The sequence below is a fragment of the Pseudolabrys sp. FHR47 genome, from assembly GCF_005153485.1.
Lineage (GTDB): Bacteria > Pseudomonadota > Alphaproteobacteria > Rhizobiales > Xanthobacteraceae > Pseudolabrys.
The window spans coordinates 3,515,982-3,532,630 of sequence record NZ_CP039740.1 but is presented as its reverse complement, the minus strand read 5'-3'; the positions used below and the strand labels follow the sequence as shown (position 1 = coordinate 3,532,630).

At 63.9% G+C, this 16,649-nt stretch carries 16 protein-coding genes and 1 pseudogene; 7 read left to right on the top strand and 10 right to left on the bottom strand.

The features are described from left to right. Positions 1–62: 62 nt before the first annotated feature. On the bottom strand, positions 63–746 hold the full coding sequence (locus E8Q40_RS17285) for an outer membrane protein (protein ID WP_168197883.1): 684 nt from the start codon (positions 744–746) through the stop codon (positions 63–65). A gap of 309 nt (positions 747–1,055) precedes the next feature. On the opposite strand from E8Q40_RS17285, the gene E8Q40_RS17280 reads away from it, so the two are divergent. From E8Q40_RS17280 to E8Q40_RS17270, 3 genes are all read left to right on the top strand, one after another. Continuing rightward, a complete protein-coding gene (locus tag E8Q40_RS17280; RefSeq protein WP_137045716.1) occupies positions 1,056–1,304 on the top strand; it encodes a hypothetical protein in 249 nt (82 codons plus the stop codon). A gap of 76 nt (positions 1,305–1,380) precedes the next feature. Beyond that, the gene (locus E8Q40_RS17275) at positions 1,381–1,875 is read left to right on the top strand and encodes a DM13 domain-containing protein (protein ID WP_205995575.1); all 495 of its coding nucleotides are present in this window, start codon (positions 1,381–1,383) and stop codon (positions 1,873–1,875) included. A gap of 60 nt (positions 1,876–1,935) precedes the next feature. Further along, complete coding sequence (locus E8Q40_RS17270) at positions 1,936–2,706, top strand: sulfite exporter TauE/SafE family protein (protein WP_137045715.1); 771 nt, start codon at positions 1,936–1,938, stop codon at positions 2,704–2,706. A gap of 8 nt (positions 2,707–2,714) precedes the next feature. Here E8Q40_RS17270 and E8Q40_RS17265 read toward each other — a convergent pair whose 3' ends face one another. The 3 genes from E8Q40_RS17265 to E8Q40_RS17255 form a co-directional block, all read right to left on the bottom strand. After that, positions 2,715–2,915, bottom strand: a complete 201-nt coding sequence (locus E8Q40_RS17265; RefSeq protein ID WP_137045714.1) for a YodC family protein — start codon at positions 2,913–2,915, stop codon at positions 2,715–2,717. 63 nt (positions 2,916–2,978) lie between these two features. Further along, complete coding sequence (gene hemF / locus E8Q40_RS17260) at positions 2,979–3,875, bottom strand: oxygen-dependent coproporphyrinogen oxidase (RefSeq protein WP_137045713.1); 897 nt, start codon at positions 3,873–3,875, stop codon at positions 2,979–2,981. After that, complete coding sequence (locus E8Q40_RS17255; protein WP_137045712.1) at positions 3,872–4,327, bottom strand: tRNA (cytidine(34)-2'-O)-methyltransferase; 456 nt, start codon at positions 4,325–4,327, stop codon at positions 3,872–3,874. Before E8Q40_RS17255 ends, hemF begins: the two co-directional genes overlap by 4 nt. Before the next feature lie 250 nt (positions 4,328–4,577). Here E8Q40_RS17255 and petA point away from each other — a divergent pair, with 250 nt between their 5' ends. From petA to E8Q40_RS17230, 4 genes and pseudogenes are all read left to right on the top strand, one after another. After that, complete coding sequence (petA, locus tag E8Q40_RS17250; protein ID WP_137045711.1) at positions 4,578–5,105, top strand: ubiquinol-cytochrome c reductase iron-sulfur subunit; 528 nt, start codon at positions 4,578–4,580, stop codon at positions 5,103–5,105. Positions 5,106–5,137: 32 nt separating this feature from the next. Next, positions 5,138–7,215 (top strand): annotated as a pseudogene (locus tag E8Q40_RS22390) (cytochrome c1). Between the two features lie 222 nt (positions 7,216–7,437). After that, entirely contained in the window at positions 7,438–8,322 is an 885-nt protein-coding gene (locus tag E8Q40_RS17235; RefSeq protein WP_137045708.1) for an S-methyl-5'-thioadenosine phosphorylase, read from the top strand. An 11-nt stretch (positions 8,323–8,333) separates the two neighbouring features. After that, positions 8,334–8,882 (top strand): adenine phosphoribosyltransferase, encoded by a 549-nt coding sequence (locus tag E8Q40_RS17230; protein WP_137045707.1) that lies wholly within the window; start codon positions 8,334–8,336, stop codon positions 8,880–8,882. A 22-nt stretch (positions 8,883–8,904) separates the two neighbouring features. Here the strand turns inward: E8Q40_RS17230 and E8Q40_RS17225 are convergent, their stop codons facing one another. From E8Q40_RS17225 to E8Q40_RS17200, 6 genes are all read right to left on the bottom strand, one after another. Beyond that, complete coding sequence (locus E8Q40_RS17225; RefSeq protein ID WP_137046787.1) at positions 8,905–9,498, bottom strand: GNAT family N-acetyltransferase; 594 nt, start codon at positions 9,496–9,498, stop codon at positions 8,905–8,907. Positions 9,499–9,536: 38 nt separating this feature from the next. Further along, complete coding sequence (locus E8Q40_RS17220) at positions 9,537–10,736, bottom strand: M48 family metallopeptidase (RefSeq protein ID WP_137046786.1); 1,200 nt, start codon at positions 10,734–10,736, stop codon at positions 9,537–9,539. A gap of 130 nt (positions 10,737–10,866) precedes the next feature. Beyond that, positions 10,867–11,430 carry a LemA family protein gene (locus E8Q40_RS17215; protein ID WP_137045706.1) on the bottom strand — a complete coding sequence of 188 codons (564 nt, stop codon included), beginning with the start codon at positions 11,428–11,430 and terminating at the stop codon, positions 10,867–10,869. 331 nt (positions 11,431–11,761) lie between these two features. Beyond that, positions 11,762–11,962 (bottom strand): hypothetical protein, encoded by a 201-nt coding sequence (locus E8Q40_RS17210; RefSeq protein ID WP_137045705.1) that lies wholly within the window; start codon positions 11,960–11,962, stop codon positions 11,762–11,764. A gap of 215 nt (positions 11,963–12,177) precedes the next feature. Next, a complete protein-coding gene (smc, locus tag E8Q40_RS17205) occupies positions 12,178–15,630 on the bottom strand; it encodes a chromosome segregation protein SMC (RefSeq protein ID WP_137045704.1) in 3,453 nt (1,150 codons plus the stop codon). Positions 15,631–15,893: 263 nt separating this feature from the next. Then, on the bottom strand, positions 15,894–16,562 hold the full coding sequence (locus E8Q40_RS17200) for a DsbA family protein (RefSeq protein WP_246662895.1): 669 nt from the start codon (positions 16,560–16,562) through the stop codon (positions 15,894–15,896). Between the last annotated feature and the right edge of the window lie 87 nt (positions 16,563–16,649).

Sequence of the window (16,649 nt, the reverse complement as noted above, 5' to 3'; positions counted from 1 at the left end):
AGCTTCATCGAAGCGGAAAGGCCGCCGATGACGGCGGCCCTTCGCATTGCATCGTGTCGCGGTCAGAACCGATAGTTCACGCCCGCGCGGAACACGTTCACGCGCTCCTTGGCATCGACCTGCAAGCCGGCATCGACAGTGTAGGTGTTCGTACCAAAGCCGACATACAGATATTCTAGCTTCGCCGACCAGTTCGGCAGGAAACCCCACTCGACGCCGCCGCCCGCGGTCCAGCCGCTCGGTGTATGGCTGGTGCCGTTGGTGCCGACGGTGGGATGCACGGTCTGAATGTTCAGCCGGCCCCATGCCCAACCGCCGGTGCCGTACAGGAGGAAGTTGCCGGTCGATCCCATCGTCATGCCTACGCGGCCGCGCAACGTTCCAAGCGAGTTAAGTTTTGACTCGCAGGTGTAGGCTGGGTTTGGGCAGGCCGTGCTGCCCTTAATTCTGGCCCAGTCCCAGTCGCCCTCGATGCCCAGGACCCAATTCTGAATTTGATAATTGTAGCCGATGGTGCCGCCGATCAGTCCGCCGCTTGTGTTGTGACCGGCCTGGGCGCCTCCAGCGACGTAGGTCCAGTCGGTGTGTCCCCAGCCGCCGCCACCGTTGAGACCCACGTAGAAGCCAGTCCACTTGTACATGAGTGGAGCGGTGTAGACCGGGGCCTTGACGGGCAAATCCGCCGCATTCGCAGTCACCCCACCCAGAAGCGTTGCGCCCAGCAGCGCCACAGCAAAACGACGCATATCGACCTCCATGCTGTTTCATGCGCGCAGCGCGCAGCGTTGTGCGCATTGGCTGAAGATCGGTCTCACCAATCTCCAGAACGTGTCTGTAGATGGAGGCTAGGCGCAAGGCCGGGGGCACTCAATACGGGAGAGTGCGTAAGGCCGTTCAATCCGCGTGCATTTTCAAGCGCTGTTGCAGCTTTACAACCATTTATGGTATTTGAATAATTCATATTATGCACGGTAGTAACGCGGTGTGGTGAAGGTGATGTGCCGACCCCTGGCCGGCGTCTTGAACAACCTCTCCTGCAGCCCGATTCTAGTGCCATGGCTCGTCACGACACCCCGCGCGATCTGGCCCGTCGGCTCGCCCAAGCGAGCGAGCGGCGCCATCGTCAGCGCGAATCCTACCGGCGCGAGACCTTCGCGCTGCCCCGCGAGGCGGCGCGCGCCAAGGCGCGCGAATGGTTCGAGCGCTATCCCAAGGCGGCTTACATGACCGAGATCGAAAGCTGGCGCGTCCTGCCTGGCGACACGATCGAGTTCACCATGCGGCGGCTACCCACCGCTGACTGAACAGCTGAATAACGAGCATTTGTCTGCCACTTGAAGCCCTCGCCCGATATCGTCGCTGGTGACAGGGGAGGGAATCGTGCGCGGATTCTGGCGAGGCCTTGCGATCTTTCTGCTTGGCGGCGTTCTCGGCACCGGCTTTGGTGTTGCGCTCGGCTTTTTTCTTTTTCCGTATGTGTTTCCGCCGCCGCCGGCGGCCGAGCAGATTACCGAGGCCGATCGCACGGCGCTTGTCGCTACCGGCAATTTCATTCACGCCAACCCGTCGGACCCGATCCACCACGGCAAGGGCAAGGTCAGCGTCTATCAACGCGCGGTGTTTCTCGAACCCGATTTCGAGGTTGGCCCCGGTCCGGCCTACCACGTCTACCTCGTACCGAAGGAGAAGGTGCGCGACGAGGCGGCCGTGAAGGATTCGATGTTCGTCGATCTCGGCCGCCTGCGCGCCTTCAAAGGCAGCCAGCGCTATGCCATTCCCGATGGCGTCGACCTGTCGAGTTATCCGAGCGTCGTCATTTGGTGCGAACGCTTCGGCGTGCTGATCTCGCCGGCCGATCTTTCCGCCGTGAAATGACGGCTTGATATGCGTGTTGTGGCCTTGACCTGTGGTCCTTGACCGGGCACGCGCGCATTCATGGATACGCTCTCGGGACTTCTCGGTGGCTTTGCCGACATTTCGCTGCTGCAACTCCTGCTCGTCGCCACGGTCGCGTTGCTGGCCGGCATCATCGGCGGCGTGTCCGGTTACGGTAGCGGCGCATTGATGCCGTTGGTGCTGGTGCCGATGGTCGGCGCGGCGCCCGTGGTGCCTATCATCGCCATTGCGGCGCTGTTCAACAATTCCGGCCGGGTGTCGGCCTATCTGAAGAAACTCGACCGCTGCCGCGCCGCGATCGCCACGGCGATGGCGCTGCCGGGTTGCGTGCTCGGTGCTTGGGGCTATTCGCAATTGACCGGCGCCGGGGCGGCCATTGTCATTGGCGCCATGCTGATGGCGAGCGTGCCGTTGCGACGCTTCGCGCGGAAGCGCAACTGGCGCATCGACGACCGTGGTCTTGCATTCGGTTCGGGCGGCTACGGCGTGCTGGTCGGCGGCACGGCGGGCTCAGGCGTGATCATGCTGTCGCTTCTGATGGCAGTCGGTCTCGAAGGCGCGGCCGTGATCGCGACCGACGCCATGGTGTCGATCGGCGTCGGTATCGTGAAGGTTTCGGTGTTCGGCCTGTCGGGTGTTTTGACGCCGCAGATCGTGGCGCTCGCGCTGCTCACCGGGCTGATGTCGATGCCCGGCGCGCATCTGTCACGGTTCATCGTCGCGCGCATGCCGATCCATGTGCACACCGCGATTCTCGATGCGGTCGTGCTGATCGGTGGCGCGACGATGATTATTTCCGCGTTCCGATAGAAGACGTTTCACTCCTCGTCTTCTTCGTCCTCATCTTCGTCTTCTTCGACCTCGACGGCTTCGAGGGCAACGGCCGGAATCGCCTGGCGGAACAGATCGCCTTCCTCGCCGATCCACACGCATTCGATATCGTCTTCGTTGACGGCGACCACGGTCATGGCCGGACCGCCGGATTTGAGAACGACAATGCTTCCCGCTGAATAGCTCATAGGCTCACCGCTTTCATATTTTGTAAGATCGCGAGAGCCTAGGCGCGGACGATGACAGTTACATCACGGCCATTTCACAAGCGGCGGCATCGACGACAGGATCGAGTCGACATTGCCGCCGGTCTTGAGGCCGAAGATGGTGCCGCGATCGTAGAGCAGATTGAATTCGACATAGCGGCCGCGGCGCACGAGCTGTTCGTCGCGGTCCGCTTCGGTCCAGGGCGTCGTGAAATTGCGTTCGATCAGCGTCGGGTAGATTGCGCGGAAGGCGCGGCCGACATCCTGGGTGAAAGCGAAGGTCGCGTCCCAGTCACCCTCCAGATAGTCATAAAAGATACCGCCGATGCCGCGCGGCTCGTTGCGGTGCTTGAGGAGGAAGTATTCATCGCACCATGTCTTGAACTTGCCGTAGTCGGCGACGCCCGTGTGTGCGTCGCAGGGGGCGCGCATCGCGGCGTGGAACGCAATCGTGTCCGGGTCGTCCTGAGTGCGCCGCCGGTCGAGCACGGGGGTCAGGTCGGCGCCGCCGCCGAACCAGGCCTTCGAGGTGACGACGAAGCGCGTGTTCATATGCACCGCCGGCACGTTCGGATTCTGCGGATGCGCAATGAGCGAGATGCCCGAGGCCCAGAAGTTCGGATTGTCGGCAGCGCCCGGAATCTGACTGCGAAACTCGGGGGCGAACTCGCCATGAACGGTCGAACAATGCACGCCGACTTTCTCAAACACCCGGCCACGCATCATCGACATCACGCCGCCGCCGCCCGCCGCGCCGCTGTGGTCGGTGCGCTGCCATGGCGTGCGGACGAAGCGGCCGGCCGGCCGGTCGCCGAGCGGCGCCGAAGCGGGCAGGGCGTCTTCCAGCGCTTCGAAGCTGGCGCAGATCTCGTCGCGCAGGGCCTCGAACCAGGTGCGGGCGCGGTTCTTGCGGGCTTCGGGAGTGTCGAGTGTGGCGGTCATGGTAAGGGATTTAGCTGCCGCAGGGCTTCCCCGGCAACCATAGCGGTCGCGACGGCGATATTAAGCGAGCGGAAGCCTTCCCGGATCGGGATACGGAGGCGGACGTCCGCGGCATTGTGCACGGTTTCCGGTACGCCGGCCGATTCGCGTCCGACCATGACGATCTGATCGTCACCATAGCGGTGGTCGAGATAAGACGTGTCAGCCGAAGTGGTCATAAGCACCAGGGAAAGCCCTGAACGAGCGCGCCAATCCTCGAATTCGGCAAAGGATGCGTGGCGCAGGATCGTGACCCGGTCGAGGTAGTCGAGGCCGGCGCGCCGGAACGCGCGGTCGGTCACCGGAAATCCGGCCGGCTCGACGATATGGGCCTCGATGCCGAGGCAGGCGCAGGTGCGCAGGATGGTGCCGGTATTCTGAGGGATATCGGGTTCGTAAAGCGCGATCCGCATCGGTATGCCTTGAAGCCGGGTCGGCCCGGCTAAGCGGTTCTGAACCAACGATTTGTGCAGGGTGCCCGGGGTAGCCTGTGTGTGGGCTTGCGCTCGCACCGCAAGGGTGTCAATAGAACGCTTCGAAATCGCCGTTCTGCCTTGAACAGAGCCGCGCGATGCCGGTCTGCCCCGCAGCCTTTGCAGGAAGAGGTTTCCTCAAGGGCGCCAGCCTGGGGCGGAAAACCAAGCCGGGGGAGAGGGTTCAGACGTGACGACCGTGTCTTCTGCGGAGCACACGCGCCGCGATTTTCTTTATGTAGCCACTGGGGCCGTCGCCGCCGTCGGCGGGGCCGCCGTGCTGGTGCCGCTGATCGCCCAGATGAATCCGGATGCTTCGACCATCGCGGCCGGCGCGCCGATCGAGGTTGATCTGGCGCCTGTGGCCGAAGGTCAGGTCATCAAGGTGTTCTGGCGCTCGAAGCCGATCTTCATCTCTCACCGGACGAAGAAGGAAGTCGACGAGGCCAAGAACGTCGATGTCGCGACCCTTCCCGATCCGCAGACCGATGCCCAGCGCACCAAGCCCGGCCATGAGCCGTGGCTGGTCGTGATCGGCATCTGCACCCACCTCGGCTGCATTCCGCTGGCCCATCAGGGTGAGTACGGCGGCTATTTCTGCCCCTGCCATGGCTCGGTCTACGACACCGCTGGCCGCATCCGTAAGGGCCCTGCGCCGAAAAACCTCGAACTGCCGCCCTACCAGTTCGTTTCAGACACCCGCATCCGGATCGGCTGATCCGCAACGATTGCATTCTTGAAGGTTCGATCATGAGCGGACACTCGACCTACCAGCCGCAGAATGGCTTTCTGCAATGGATCGAGAAGCGGCTGCCGATTGGCGGTCTCATTCATTCCTCTTTCGTCGCCTACCCGACGCCGAAGAACCTGAACTACTGGTGGACGTTCGGCGCCATTCTGTCGTTCATGCTGGGCGTGCAGATCGTCACCGGCATCGTGCTGGCGATGCACTATACCCCCCATGTCGATCTCGCCTTCATTTCGGTCGAGGCGATCATGCGCGACGTCAATTACGGATGGCTGCTGCGCTATCTGCATTCGAACGGCGCGTCGATGTTCTTCATCGCCGTTTACATCCACATCTTCCGCGGCATGTATTACGGCTCCTACAAGGAGCCGCGCGAAGTGCTGTGGATCCTCGGGGTCATCATCTATCTCCTGATGATGGCCACCGGCTTCCTCGGTTACACGCTGCCCTGGGGTCAGATGAGCTTCTGGGGCGCGACCGTCATCACCAACTTCTTCTCGGCGATCCCCGGCGTCGGCGAGACCGTCGTTACCTGGCTGTGGGGCGGCTACGCCGTCGGCAACCCGACGCTCAATCGCTTCTATTCGCTGCACTACCTGTTGCCCTTCGTGATCGCCGGCGTCGTCATTCTGCATGTCTGGGCGCTGCACGTTGTCGGCCAGAACAACCCGGCCGGCATCGAGCCGAAGTCGGACAAGGACACGGTGCCGTTCACGCCCTATGCGACGCTGAAGGACGGCTTCTTCGTCGTGGTGTTCTGCATCATGTTCGCGTGGTTCGTGTTCTACACGCCGAACTACCTCGGCCATGCCGACAACTATATCCCGGCCAATCCGGCGGTGACCCCGGCGCACATCGTGCCCGAATGGTACTACCTGCCGTTCTACGCCATCCTGCGCGCCATTCCGGACAAGCTGCTCGGCGTTCTCGCCATGTTCGGCTCGATCGCGATCCTGGCCTTCCTGCCGTGGCTCGACACTTCGAAGGTCCGTTCCGCGCGCTATCGCCCGCTGTATCGCCAGTTCTTCTGGTTGTTCGTCGCGGTGTGCATCGGGCTGGGCTGGCTGGGCTCGAAGCCGGCGGAAGGCATCTATACGCTGATCGCGCGCATCCTGACCTTCTACTACTTCGCGCACTTCGTCATCGTGCTCCCGCTGCTCGGGATATTCGAGAAGACCAAGCCGTTGCCAAATTCGATTTCCGAATCGGTATTGGCGAAGGCCTGAGCGGGAGAACGGACATGACGATGCATCGTACCTTCACCGCTTTCGCTCTGGCCGCCTCGCTTGGCGCGGCCGTTCTCGGCACCAGCGTCGCTCAAGCCGCCGAGGGGCAGGCTCATCCGCCGTCGCTGAAATGGTCATTCGCCGGTCCGTTCGGCAAGTTCGACCAGGGCCAGTTGCAGCGCGGTTTCAAGGTCTACAAGGAAGTTTGCGCCTCCTGCCACTCCATGAATCTCGTCTCGTTCCGCAATCTGGCGGAGCCGGGTGGCCCCGGCTACTCCGAGAAGCAGGTCGAGGCGCTGGCCGCCGAGTACAAGATCAAGGATCTGGACGACAAGGGCGAGGCGATCGAGCGCGACGGCCGTCCCGCCGACAAGTTCCCGGCGCCGTTTGCCAACCCGCTGGCAGCCGCGGCCGCCAATGGCGGCGTCGCGCCGCCGGACTTCTCCACGCTGGCAAAGGCTCGTACCTACGAACGCGGCTTCCCGTGGTGGATCATCGACATCTTCAGTCAGTTCCAGGAGCAGGGGCCGGACTACATCCATGCCCTGATGCTGGGCTATGAGGACGCGCCGCAGGGCTTCACGATGCCGGCCGGCGGCAATTACAACAAGTATTTTCCGGGTCACGTCATCGCCATGCCGAAGCCGCTCAGCGACGGCCAGGTGACCTATGACGACGGCGCGCCGCAGACGCTCGACCAGTATTCGCGCGACGTCGCGGCCTTCATGATGTGGGCGGCCGAGCCGCACCTGGTGGCGCGCAAGCGCCTCGGTTTCCAGGTCATGATCTTCCTGCTCGTGCTGACAGGCCTCCTGTACTTCACCAAAAAGAAGGTGTGGTCGGCGGTGCACTAGGACGCAGCCAGCGAATTAGAGATGCGAAGGGCCCCGGTTCGGGGCCCTTTGTTTTTGGTGCGGCTTATGTAGTCTGACGCCCAATTTTACGCTGTCATTCCGGGACGCGAACGAAGTGAGCGGGCCCGGAATCCATACGCCGCAGCGCTTCGGATTATGGATTCCGGGCTCGCCGCCTGCGGCGGCGCCCCGGAATGACGGAATGGGCGACAAAGGTATCTCATGGCCAAATCCGTTCTCGGCATTATCGGCGGCTCCGGCATTTACGACCTGCCGGGCCTGGAGAACGTTCGCGAGGAACGGGTCCATAGCCCCTGGGGCGAGGCGTCCGGGGCGCTGCGCATCGGCGACATCGCCGGCCTGCCGGTGGTGTTCCTGCCGCGCCACGACAAGGGCCACCGCCTGTCGCCGTCGGACATCAACTACCGCGCCAATATCGACGTCCTCAAGCGCGTCGGCGTCACCGATCTGGTGTCGCTGTCGGCCTGCGGCTCGTTCCGCGAGGACATGCCGCCCGGCACTTTCGTGCTGGTCGATCAGTTCGTCGACCGCACCCACAAGCGCGAGAGTTCGTTCTTCGGCAAGGGGCTGGTCGCTCATGTCTCGATGGCCCATCCGGTGTCGCCGCGCCTGCGCGAGCGCATCGCTGCCGCCGCCATTGCCGAAGGCATCGAGCCGAAACTCGGCGGCACCTATGTCTGCATGGAGGGGCCGCAGTTCTCCACCTATGCCGAGAGCATGACCTACAAGCAGCTCGGCTATTCGGTGATCGGCATGACCAACATGCCGGAGGCCAAGCTCGCCCGCGAAGCCGAGATTTGTTACGCCACGGTCGCCATGGTCACCGACTTCGACTGCTGGCATCCGGACCATGATGCGGTGACGGTGGCGCAGATCGTCAACGTGCTGCTGGACAATGCCGACCGTGCCAAGCGGTTGGTGTCCCGGCTGGCGCGCGATTTCCCGCGCGAACACGAGCTGTGCCCGATCGGCTCCGACCGCGCACTCGACAATGCGCTAATCACACATTCCGATGCGCGCGACCCCGAGCTGATTGCGATGCTCGACGCGGTCGCCGGCCGGGTGCTCGGCAATCTTAGAGCGTGAGAGCAATCATCATGAATGTAACGAACGTCGAATCCGAACTCCGCGATGCCGTGCGCTCGATCCCGGATTACCCGAAACCGGGCATCGTGTTTCGCGACATCACCACGCTGCTCGGCAATGCGCGCGCCTTTCGCCGCGCCGTCGATGAGCTGGTACAGCCCTGGGCTGGCTCCAAGATCGACAAGGTTGCCGGCATCGAAGCGCGTGGCTTCATTCTCGGCGGCGCGGTGGCGCATCAGGTGTCGGCCGGCTTCGTGCCGATCCGCAAGAAGGGCAAACTGCCGCACAAGACGGTGAGCGTCGCCTATGCGCTGGAATACGGCGAGGACATCATCGAGATGCATGCCGATGCTCTGGTCGAGGGCGAGCGCGTGGTGCTGGTGGACGATCTCATCGCGACCGGCGGCACCGCCGAGGCGGCGGTGAAGCTGCTGCGCCAACTGGGTGCCGAAGTGCTGGCCGCCTGCTTTGTGATCGACCTGCCCGAACTCGGCGGCGCCGAGAAGCTGCGCAAGCTCGGCGTTCCGGTGCGCACGCTGATCGGCTTCGAGGGGCATTGACGCGGCCGCCGACCCGGCGCCGTCAGACCTGCTTTTGGGTCAGCGAAAACGTCAGATGCTGCTTCACCGTCGGCCACTCGCTGGCGATGATACTGTAGACGACGGTGTCGCGCAGCGCGCCGCCCGCGCCGATCTGGTGGCTGCGAAGAATGCCGTCGAGCTTGGCGCCGAGGCGTTCGATGCCGCGGCGGCTGGCCCGATTGAAAAAGTGCGTGCGGAATTCGACGGCGATACAGTCGAGTTTTTCGAAGGCATGCGTCAGCAGCATCAGCTTGCATTCGGTGTTGAGCGCCGTGCGCTGCACGCGCTTCGCGTACCAGGTTGAGCCGATCTCGACTCGGCGATTGGCGGCGTCGATATTCATGTAGGTCGTCATGCCGGCGGTGCGGCCGTCGCCGTCGAAGACCGTGAATGGCAGCATCGACCCGGCGGCCTGCAGGCCGAGCCGCCGCTCGATTTCCTTCTCCATGCCTTCGGGTGAGGGGATAGCGGTGTACCAGAGCCGCCATAATTCGCCGTCCTTCACCGCTTCGATCAGGCCGTCGCGATGCTCCGGAGCCAGCGGCGCGAGGCGCGCGTGGGTACCGTTCAGGGTAACGGGTTGAGGCCAAGGGATAGAGGATGGCATGGACAGGACTTTCGTAAGTGAAGGTTCTACCGAGGAGTGGATCCGCTCGGGCCGCCGCTATCGTCGAGCGGCGAGCGGTCGGGCAGGAACGGTTTGTCTGAGGCGGGTGTCGGACCCCAAGGCCCCTGCGGGCTCGATCTCGGCGTGGCGGTGTCCTGTTGCGGATCGGCGCCCCATGGCCCTTTCGGGGCGTTATCCTCGATCTGTGCTTGCGGATCCGCCGGCGGCTCAAGGGCAATGGGGCCGGGATCATGACCGCCGGCGAATTTCACCAAGGCGTCGACACGCGCGTCAACCGACGGATGCGTGGCGAACAGATCGCTGAAGCCCTGGCGTGGATTGTCGACACACATTTCCATCACGGATGAATTGGCGGTCGCCAGTTCGCCGCGGTTCTCGATCTTGCGCAGCGCCATGATCATGGCATCGGGGTTCTTGGTGAGCTCGACGGCACCGGCGTCGGCGAGATATTCCCGCTTCCGGGACAGCGCGAAACGGATGACGATCGACAGCACCCAGGCAACGACGATCAGGACAATGGCGATAACGATCGCGATCGCAGCGCCGCCGCCTTTGCGGTCGCTGCTGTCGCTGCGCCGGCCGCCGAAGCCGCCGAACCGCGCGCTCTGAAAGAACAGCCGGAACACCATCTCGCCAAAGAACGAGATCACGCCCGCGATGACCACGGCGATGACCAGCATGCGCACGTCGCCATTGCGGATATGGGTCAGCTCATGGCCGAGCACCGCCTCCATTTCGGCGTCGTTGAGAGCGCCGATCAAGCCGCGCGTCACGGTGATGGAATACTGCTTCTCGTTGAGGCCGGTGGCGAAAGCGTTGAGCGCGTCGTCTTCGGCGATGCGCAGGCTCGGCATCGGGATGCCGCGCGAGATGCACAGGTTCTCGAGCAGGTTATAGAGCCGTGGCTCCTCGGCGCGGGTCACCTGATGGGCGCCGGTGACGGCGTCGATCATGCGCTGGTGAAACTTGTAGGCAATCAGCACCCAGATGATGGTGCCGATGGTCGCGACTGGCGCGGCCAGCACAAGATCGTGGACCGCCGCCTGCACCAGGTATTCGAGCGGCGCGTCGGGAACACTCATGGCCTCGGCCAGCAGCGCGCCGGCGAACACCAGCACATAGACCAGCCCGAACAGGCCGATGAGCAATGCGATCGACCGCCGTCGGTTCGACTGGATGTGAGTGTAAAGACCGTCGGCGGCCATGACCGTGCGCTGCACCTATCGACGTCATGGCCGGGCTTGTCCCGGCCATCCACGCCTTATGGAAGCAAGTCGTGGATGCCCGGCATAAAGCCGGACATGACGGATGCGGGGGACCACTCGCCCCAAGGCATCAGAATTTCACGCTCGGTGCCTGCTCCAGCTGCGGCCGTGCGTCGCCGAGATCGAAGAAGGTGCGGGGGTGGAAGCCGAAGATGCCGGCGAACAGTGCTGCGGGAAACTGCTCGATCCCGGTGTTGTATTCCTGCACCGCATTGTTGAAGAAGCGCCGCGCCGCGGCCAGCTTGTTCTCGATATCGGCCAGCTCGCTCTGGAGCTGGAGGAAGTTTGTATTGGCCTTGAGGTCCGGATAGCTCTCCGCCAGAGCGAAAAGCTGGCGCAGCGCCCCGGTCAGCATGTTCTCGGCGGCCACCTTTTGTTCGACCCCAGGGGCCGCGATGGCGGCGTTGCGCGCCTGGACCACGGCTTCCAGGGTACCGCGCTCGTGCGCCGCATAGCCTTTGACGGTCTCGACCAGGTTCGGGATGAGGTCGTGGCGCTGCTTGAGCTGGACGTCGATGTCGGCGAAGGCCTGATTGGCGCGCTGCCGCATCGCGACCAAGCTATTGTAAATGGAAATGGCCCACAGCACGACCACGACGACGACGCCAAGGATGACCCAGCCTGTGGTGGACATTCGATCGCTCCTGATGAAATCGAGCCGCCGATTTGTCGAACCCGGTTCAGCCGTCGGCGCGATGACGGAACCGGAAATGGCCGCTCATGGCCGGAACCATGTGTAAACCGGCCGGATCGCAGAAAAAAGACCCCGAACTCGCGTTCGGGGCCTTTTCGCCAGACGGCTATTCGGGGGGTAAGGGGGGAGCCGCCCGACTTAAGAGTCGGCTAACTAACCCCGTCCCCGGTGATTGGTTCCGCCGAGGATCGCGCTAAGGCTGAATTTTTGCGGGCCATCCAGTTCGAAGAAACTGCATGGCGGCCATGCGGCAATCGGGCAGGTCGAGCGGTTAGCGCTGATGGCCCAGGCCGATGTTGAGCTTGAGAGCCTGCTGACGCAGCGCTCCAGGCGTGCGCTTGAACTCCTTGGCAATCTTGGCGACCGGCGTGCGCGCTTTCGAATGTGCCTTCAGCTTCTTGTATTCTTCATTGGTCCATGGCCTGCGCCGGATCTTCTTTGCGGCGGCCTTCTTGGCGGACTTTTTAGCCATTACATTTTCCTTCGTCGTATTGAGATAAGCGGCTGCTATTCGCGCACGCGTGCGTCCTATCGCTCAAATAGCGAAATGCCAAATGTTTTTTGTTTGCAACCGCGATTTTGCACGGCTGCAACTAGATGTTTAATAAGCGGTAATTGTAACAAAAGATCGGCGGACACCGCCAATCTTCCAAATAATCAATGCAGAATAATATCTGCAATGAAGTGTCAGCCCGCTTCCCTGAATCGCACGGCCGCTTCGAGATCGACCGAGACCAGTTGCGAGACGCCGCGCTCCGCCATGGTGACACCGAACAGCCGGTTCATGCGCGCCATGGTGATCGGATTGTGCGTGATGATGACGAAGCGCGTGTCGGTCGACTGCGTCATCTCGTCCAGCATGTCGCAGAACCGTTCGACGTTGTGATCGTCGAGCGGCGCGTCGACTTCGTCCAGCACGCAGATCGGCGCCGGATTGGTGAGGAACACCGCGAAGATCAACGCCATGGCGGTCAGCGCCTGCTCGCCGCCCGAGAGCAGCGACAAGGTCGCCGGCTTCTTGCCGGGGGGCTTGGCCAGGATTTCGAGGCCGGCCTCGAGCGGATCGTCGCTCTCGATGAGCTGCAGTTCGGCGGTGCCGCCGTTGAACAGCTTGGTGAAGAGCTGCTGGAAGTGCGTGTTGACCTGCTGGAACGAGGCCATCAGGCGCTCGCGCGCTTCGCGGTTGAGGCTCTGGATGCCGAGACGCAGCTTCTTGATTGCCTCGACGAGATCGTCACGCTCGGCGGTCAGCGAGGTATGCTGGGTCTCGACCTCGATCAGTTCTTCCTCGGCGCGTAGATTGACGGCGCCGAGACGCTCACGCTCGCGGCGCAGCCGCTCCAGCGTGGCTTCGATTTCGGCGAGGTCAGGCAGGGCTTCGCCTTCCTTGAGTTCGGCGAGTTCGGCGACGGCCTGCGGCTCGACCTCGAGCATGTCGTGGATTTCACGGGCGATGTCGGTCAGGCGGCGTTTCGACGCCTCGAAGCGTTCCTCGGCGCGGGCGGCTTCCTCGCGCGCGGTGGAGGCGGCTTCCAGCGCGGCGCGGGCGTCGCGATCGGCGTCGGCCAGGGCGTTCTCGGCTTCCTGCAGCCGGTCGGCGCATTCGCGGCGGTCGGCTTCGGCCAGTTGCACTTCGCTGATCAGCGCTTCGCGCTTCTCGGCGAAGACCTGCGGCGCGTTTTCGAGTTCGGCGCGGTCGCGCTGCGCCTCTTCATGACGGAGGGCCAGGGTTTCGGTCTGGCTGCGGGCGCTTTCCTGCCGCGTGAACCACCCGGCCTTTTCCTCGCCGACCTGACGCAAGCGGCGATCGGCGATTTCCGCTTCGCGGACGATGGCCTGCTGCTCGGCGCGAACCTCGGCGAGATGCGCCCGCTTGGCGGCGATGTCGTCGCGCACCGTGGCGAGCTCGGCTTCGAGGTCGGCGGCCGGAGCGAGCGCAGCCAGCGCGGCCTCGGCTTCCGCCATGCCCGCGGTGGCTTCGTCGTGATTTGAGGTGAGGCGCGTGCGGGCTTCGGTCAGCGCCGACAGCCGCGCGGCATTGCGGTTGACCTCGCGCTCGGCGGCTTCGTGGCGGTCGCGCGCGGCATTGACCTCGCGCTGACGCTCGCGGCCGGCGTTGCGATGTTCCTGTTCGGCTGCGGCTGCGGCGGTCAGCGCCTCTTGCGCGGCTTCGTTGGCCGCTCGCGCGGCCTCGGCGTCCGCCCGGGCGACTTCAAGTTCGGACTCGATTTCCGCCAAACGGGCGCGTTCGGCGAGGCGGCGCGCGGCGCCGGTTGGGGCATGGGCCGCGGCGGCAAAGCCGTCCCAGCGCCACAGATCGCCCTCGGGAGACACGAGACGCTGGCCAGGCCGCAATTGAGCGGCGAGGCGCGGGCCAGCTTCCTTGTCGACGACGCCGATCTGGTTGAGGCGGCGCGTCAGTTCCTCGGGCGCGCGGACATGCGCGGACAGCGGCGTCGCGCCATCGGGCAGCGACGGATCGTTGGCGTCCACCTTGGAGCCGACCCAGCGCATCGGCGCCGTCGCATCGATTGGCGCGTCGAGGTCGTCGCCGAGCGCGGCGCCGAGCGCCTTCTCGAAGCCCTTGTCGACGATGATGTTGTCCATCACCGGCGGCCACAAATTCTTGCTCTCGACCGCCAGCACCTTGGACAAGGTCTTGGCCTCGGTTTCCAGCCGCTGCACGCGGCGCTCGGCCTCGGTCAGCGGATTGCGCGAGGCTTCAAGCGCCGCGCGCGCGGCGGCGTGCGCGGCTTCGGCGTCGATGGCCGCGTTTTCGGCGTTGGCCAGCGCCTGCTGCAGATCCTCGACCTCGGCCGTCAGCGCGGCGAGATCAGGGCCGCTATGGCTATCCAGTGTCTCGATCTCGCGGGTAATTTCAGCCATCTCGGCCTCGATCTTGCCGGCGCGGTCGCGATGCTGGCGCATGGCGGCTTCGAGTTGGTTGCGCTGCGCGGTGAGATCGGCGAGCCGCGCGGTGAGTTCGGAGAACACCTTCTCGGCGGCGGCGAGCGCGCTGCCGGCTTCCTCGACCCGGGCATCGACGCCCGAACGGCGGCCGGCGCTCTCGGCGGCCTCGGCCTTGATCATCTCTTCTTCGGCCGCGAGGCGGGCGATCGCCGCTTCGGCGTCGGCGACCAGCTTCTGCTCGCGCTCGGCGTCGGCGGCGAACTGCACGAGACGCTTGTCGAGTTCGGAGATGCGGTCCTTGGCGCGCTGCTCTTCGCGATCGAGTTCCTGCATCGCGACATTCAGGCGATGCAGCGCGGCGCCGGCGCGGGCTTCGGCTTCGCGCAGCGGCGGTAACGTGGCGGCGAGATTGGTCTGGCGGACGGAGGCCTCGGCCTGCGCTTCGGTGCGTGCGGCGACTTCGCGCACGCACAGATCCTTGGCGTGCTCGGCGGCGGTCTGCTCGACATTCGCGGCGGTCCAGCGCAGATGATAGAGCGTGGCTTCGGTCTTGCGCACCTGCGCCGAGACTGTGCGATAGCGGATCGCCTGCTTGGCCTGCTTGCGCAGCGCTTCCATCTGGCCGGCGAGCTGGCCGATCACGTCCTCAATGCGCAGCAGGTTGGCTTCGGCGGCCTTGAGGCGCAATTCGGCTTCATGACGGCGGGCGTGGAGTCCGGAAACGCCGGCGGCTTCTTCCAGCACGCGGCGGCGCTGCTCCGGCTTGGCCTGAATGATTTCGCCAATGCGGCCCTGATGCACGAGTGCCGGCGAGCGCGCGCCGGTGGAAGCGTCCGCGAACACGATTTGCACGTCGCGTGCGCGCACTTCCTTGCCGTTGATGCGATAGGCCGAACCGGACTCGCGCTCGATGCGGCGGGCGATTTCCAGTGTGTCGGTGTCGTTGAACTGCGCCGGCGCCGAACGTTCCTTGTTGTCGATCAGGATCGCGACTTCGGCGTTGTTGCGGGCCGGGCGCGTGTTCGAGCCCGAGAAGATGACGTCGTCCATCGAGGACGCACGCATCGACTTGTACGAGTTCTCGCCCATCACCCAACGCAGCGCTTCGACGAGGTTCGATTTGCCGCAGCCGTTCGGTCCGACCACGCCGGTCAGGCCCGGCTCGATGACAAAATCGGTCGGCTCAACGAAGGACTTGAAACCGAGGAGACGCAAACGGGTAAGAATCATACTGAGGAACCTCGACCCGCGGGCGGCGCATGCGCCGCCTTCAGGGATTGCCGATGACTAACGAGAGCTGGGTGCCGGGGCCACCGCCCGGGCGCTATACGTCGTATGCCGCATTACGCGGAAGAATGAAATTTTGATGACGTGCAGGCAACCGAGGTGGACCGCAAAAGCCCGGTTTTCCAGTCTTTTCGGCTGTGGATGGCAGTAAAAATACCCTTGTACCACCGGACTATATATTGCGGTCCGGTGGAACCTGAGCCAGTTCAGCTCTTGATCAGCGGGTCGATGATCTTGGACATCTCGTCCACCGACAGGGCGCCGGTATAGAGCTTGCCGTTGATGAAGAAGGACGGGGTCGACTGGACCTTGAACTTGTCCACGGCGCGCTGACGCATCGCCTCGATACCATCCAGAACCTTCTGGTTCGACAGGCAGGCGTTGAAGGTTTCCTGGGTGAAACCGGCCTGCTTGGAGATGGTCAGCAGCGGCTCCAGCGGCTTTTCGACCGCCCAGGTGCGCTGCTGGCGGAACATGGTGTCGATAAAGGCGAAATACTTGTCGGCATTGGTCTCGGCATTGCAGCGCGCCAGCATGAAGACGGCGGCGGCGAGGTTGTCGAGCGGGAACTCGCGGAAGATGAAGCGCACCTTGCCGGTGTCGACGTATTTCTTCTTGATGTCGGGGAAGGTTTTCTCGGTGAAGGTCGCACAGTGCGGGCAGGTCATCGAGGCATATTCGATGACGGTGACGGGCGCCTTCGGATCGCCGAGCGCCATGTCCGGCAAAGCCGTAGGTGCCATCAGTTCCGTTTCAGACACCGCCGCCTGCGCCAGCGCCGGTTCGGTGAGGGCGGGCAGAGCGGACATCCCCAAGGCCGTCGCGAGCGCCACGAAAGCCGTGCTCTGGCAGAATTCACGTCGGGTCAGGCGCAAGGGATATCTCCGTTACATTGTTCGCGGAAAAGGCGTCCGCGCAGGGCATTCTGCTAGCTGGACAGGACGATTGTGGCAATGGCGCGA

Bases quoted from the DNA above. Each gene is read 5' to 3' on its own strand.
- E8Q40_RS17285 (WP_168197883.1), bottom strand. From the start codon at position 746: ATGCGTCGTTTTGCTGTGGCGCTGCTGGGCGCAACGCTTCTGGGTGGG.
- E8Q40_RS17280 (WP_137045716.1), top strand. From the start codon at position 1,056: ATGGCTCGTCACGACACCCCGCGCGATCTGGCCCGTCGGCTCGCCCAA.
- E8Q40_RS17270 (WP_137045715.1), top strand. From the start codon at position 1,936: ATGGATACGCTCTCGGGACTTCTCGGTGGCTTTGCCGACATTTCGCTG.
- E8Q40_RS17265 (WP_137045714.1), bottom strand. From the start codon at position 2,915: ATGAGCTATTCAGCGGGAAGCATTGTCGTTCTCAAATCCGGCGGTCCG.
- hemF (WP_137045713.1), bottom strand. From the start codon at position 3,875: ATGACCGCCACACTCGACACTCCCGAAGCCCGCAAGAACCGCGCCCGC.
- E8Q40_RS17255 (WP_137045712.1), bottom strand. From the start codon at position 4,327: ATGCGGATCGCGCTTTACGAACCCGATATCCCTCAGAATACCGGCACC.
- E8Q40_RS17235 (WP_137045708.1), top strand. From the start codon at position 7,438: ATGGCCAAATCCGTTCTCGGCATTATCGGCGGCTCCGGCATTTACGAC.
- E8Q40_RS17230 (WP_137045707.1), top strand. From the start codon at position 8,334: ATGAATGTAACGAACGTCGAATCCGAACTCCGCGATGCCGTGCGCTCG.
- E8Q40_RS17220 (WP_137046786.1), bottom strand. From the start codon at position 10,736: ATGGCCGCCGACGGTCTTTACACTCACATCCAGTCGAACCGACGGCGG.
- E8Q40_RS17215 (WP_137045706.1), bottom strand. From the start codon at position 11,430: ATGTCCACCACAGGCTGGGTCATCCTTGGCGTCGTCGTCGTGGTCGTG.
- E8Q40_RS17210 (WP_137045705.1), bottom strand. From the start codon at position 11,962: ATGGCTAAAAAGTCCGCCAAGAAGGCCGCCGCAAAGAAGATCCGGCGC.
- smc (WP_137045704.1), bottom strand. From the start codon at position 15,630: ATGATTCTTACCCGTTTGCGTCTCCTCGGTTTCAAGTCCTTCGTTGAG.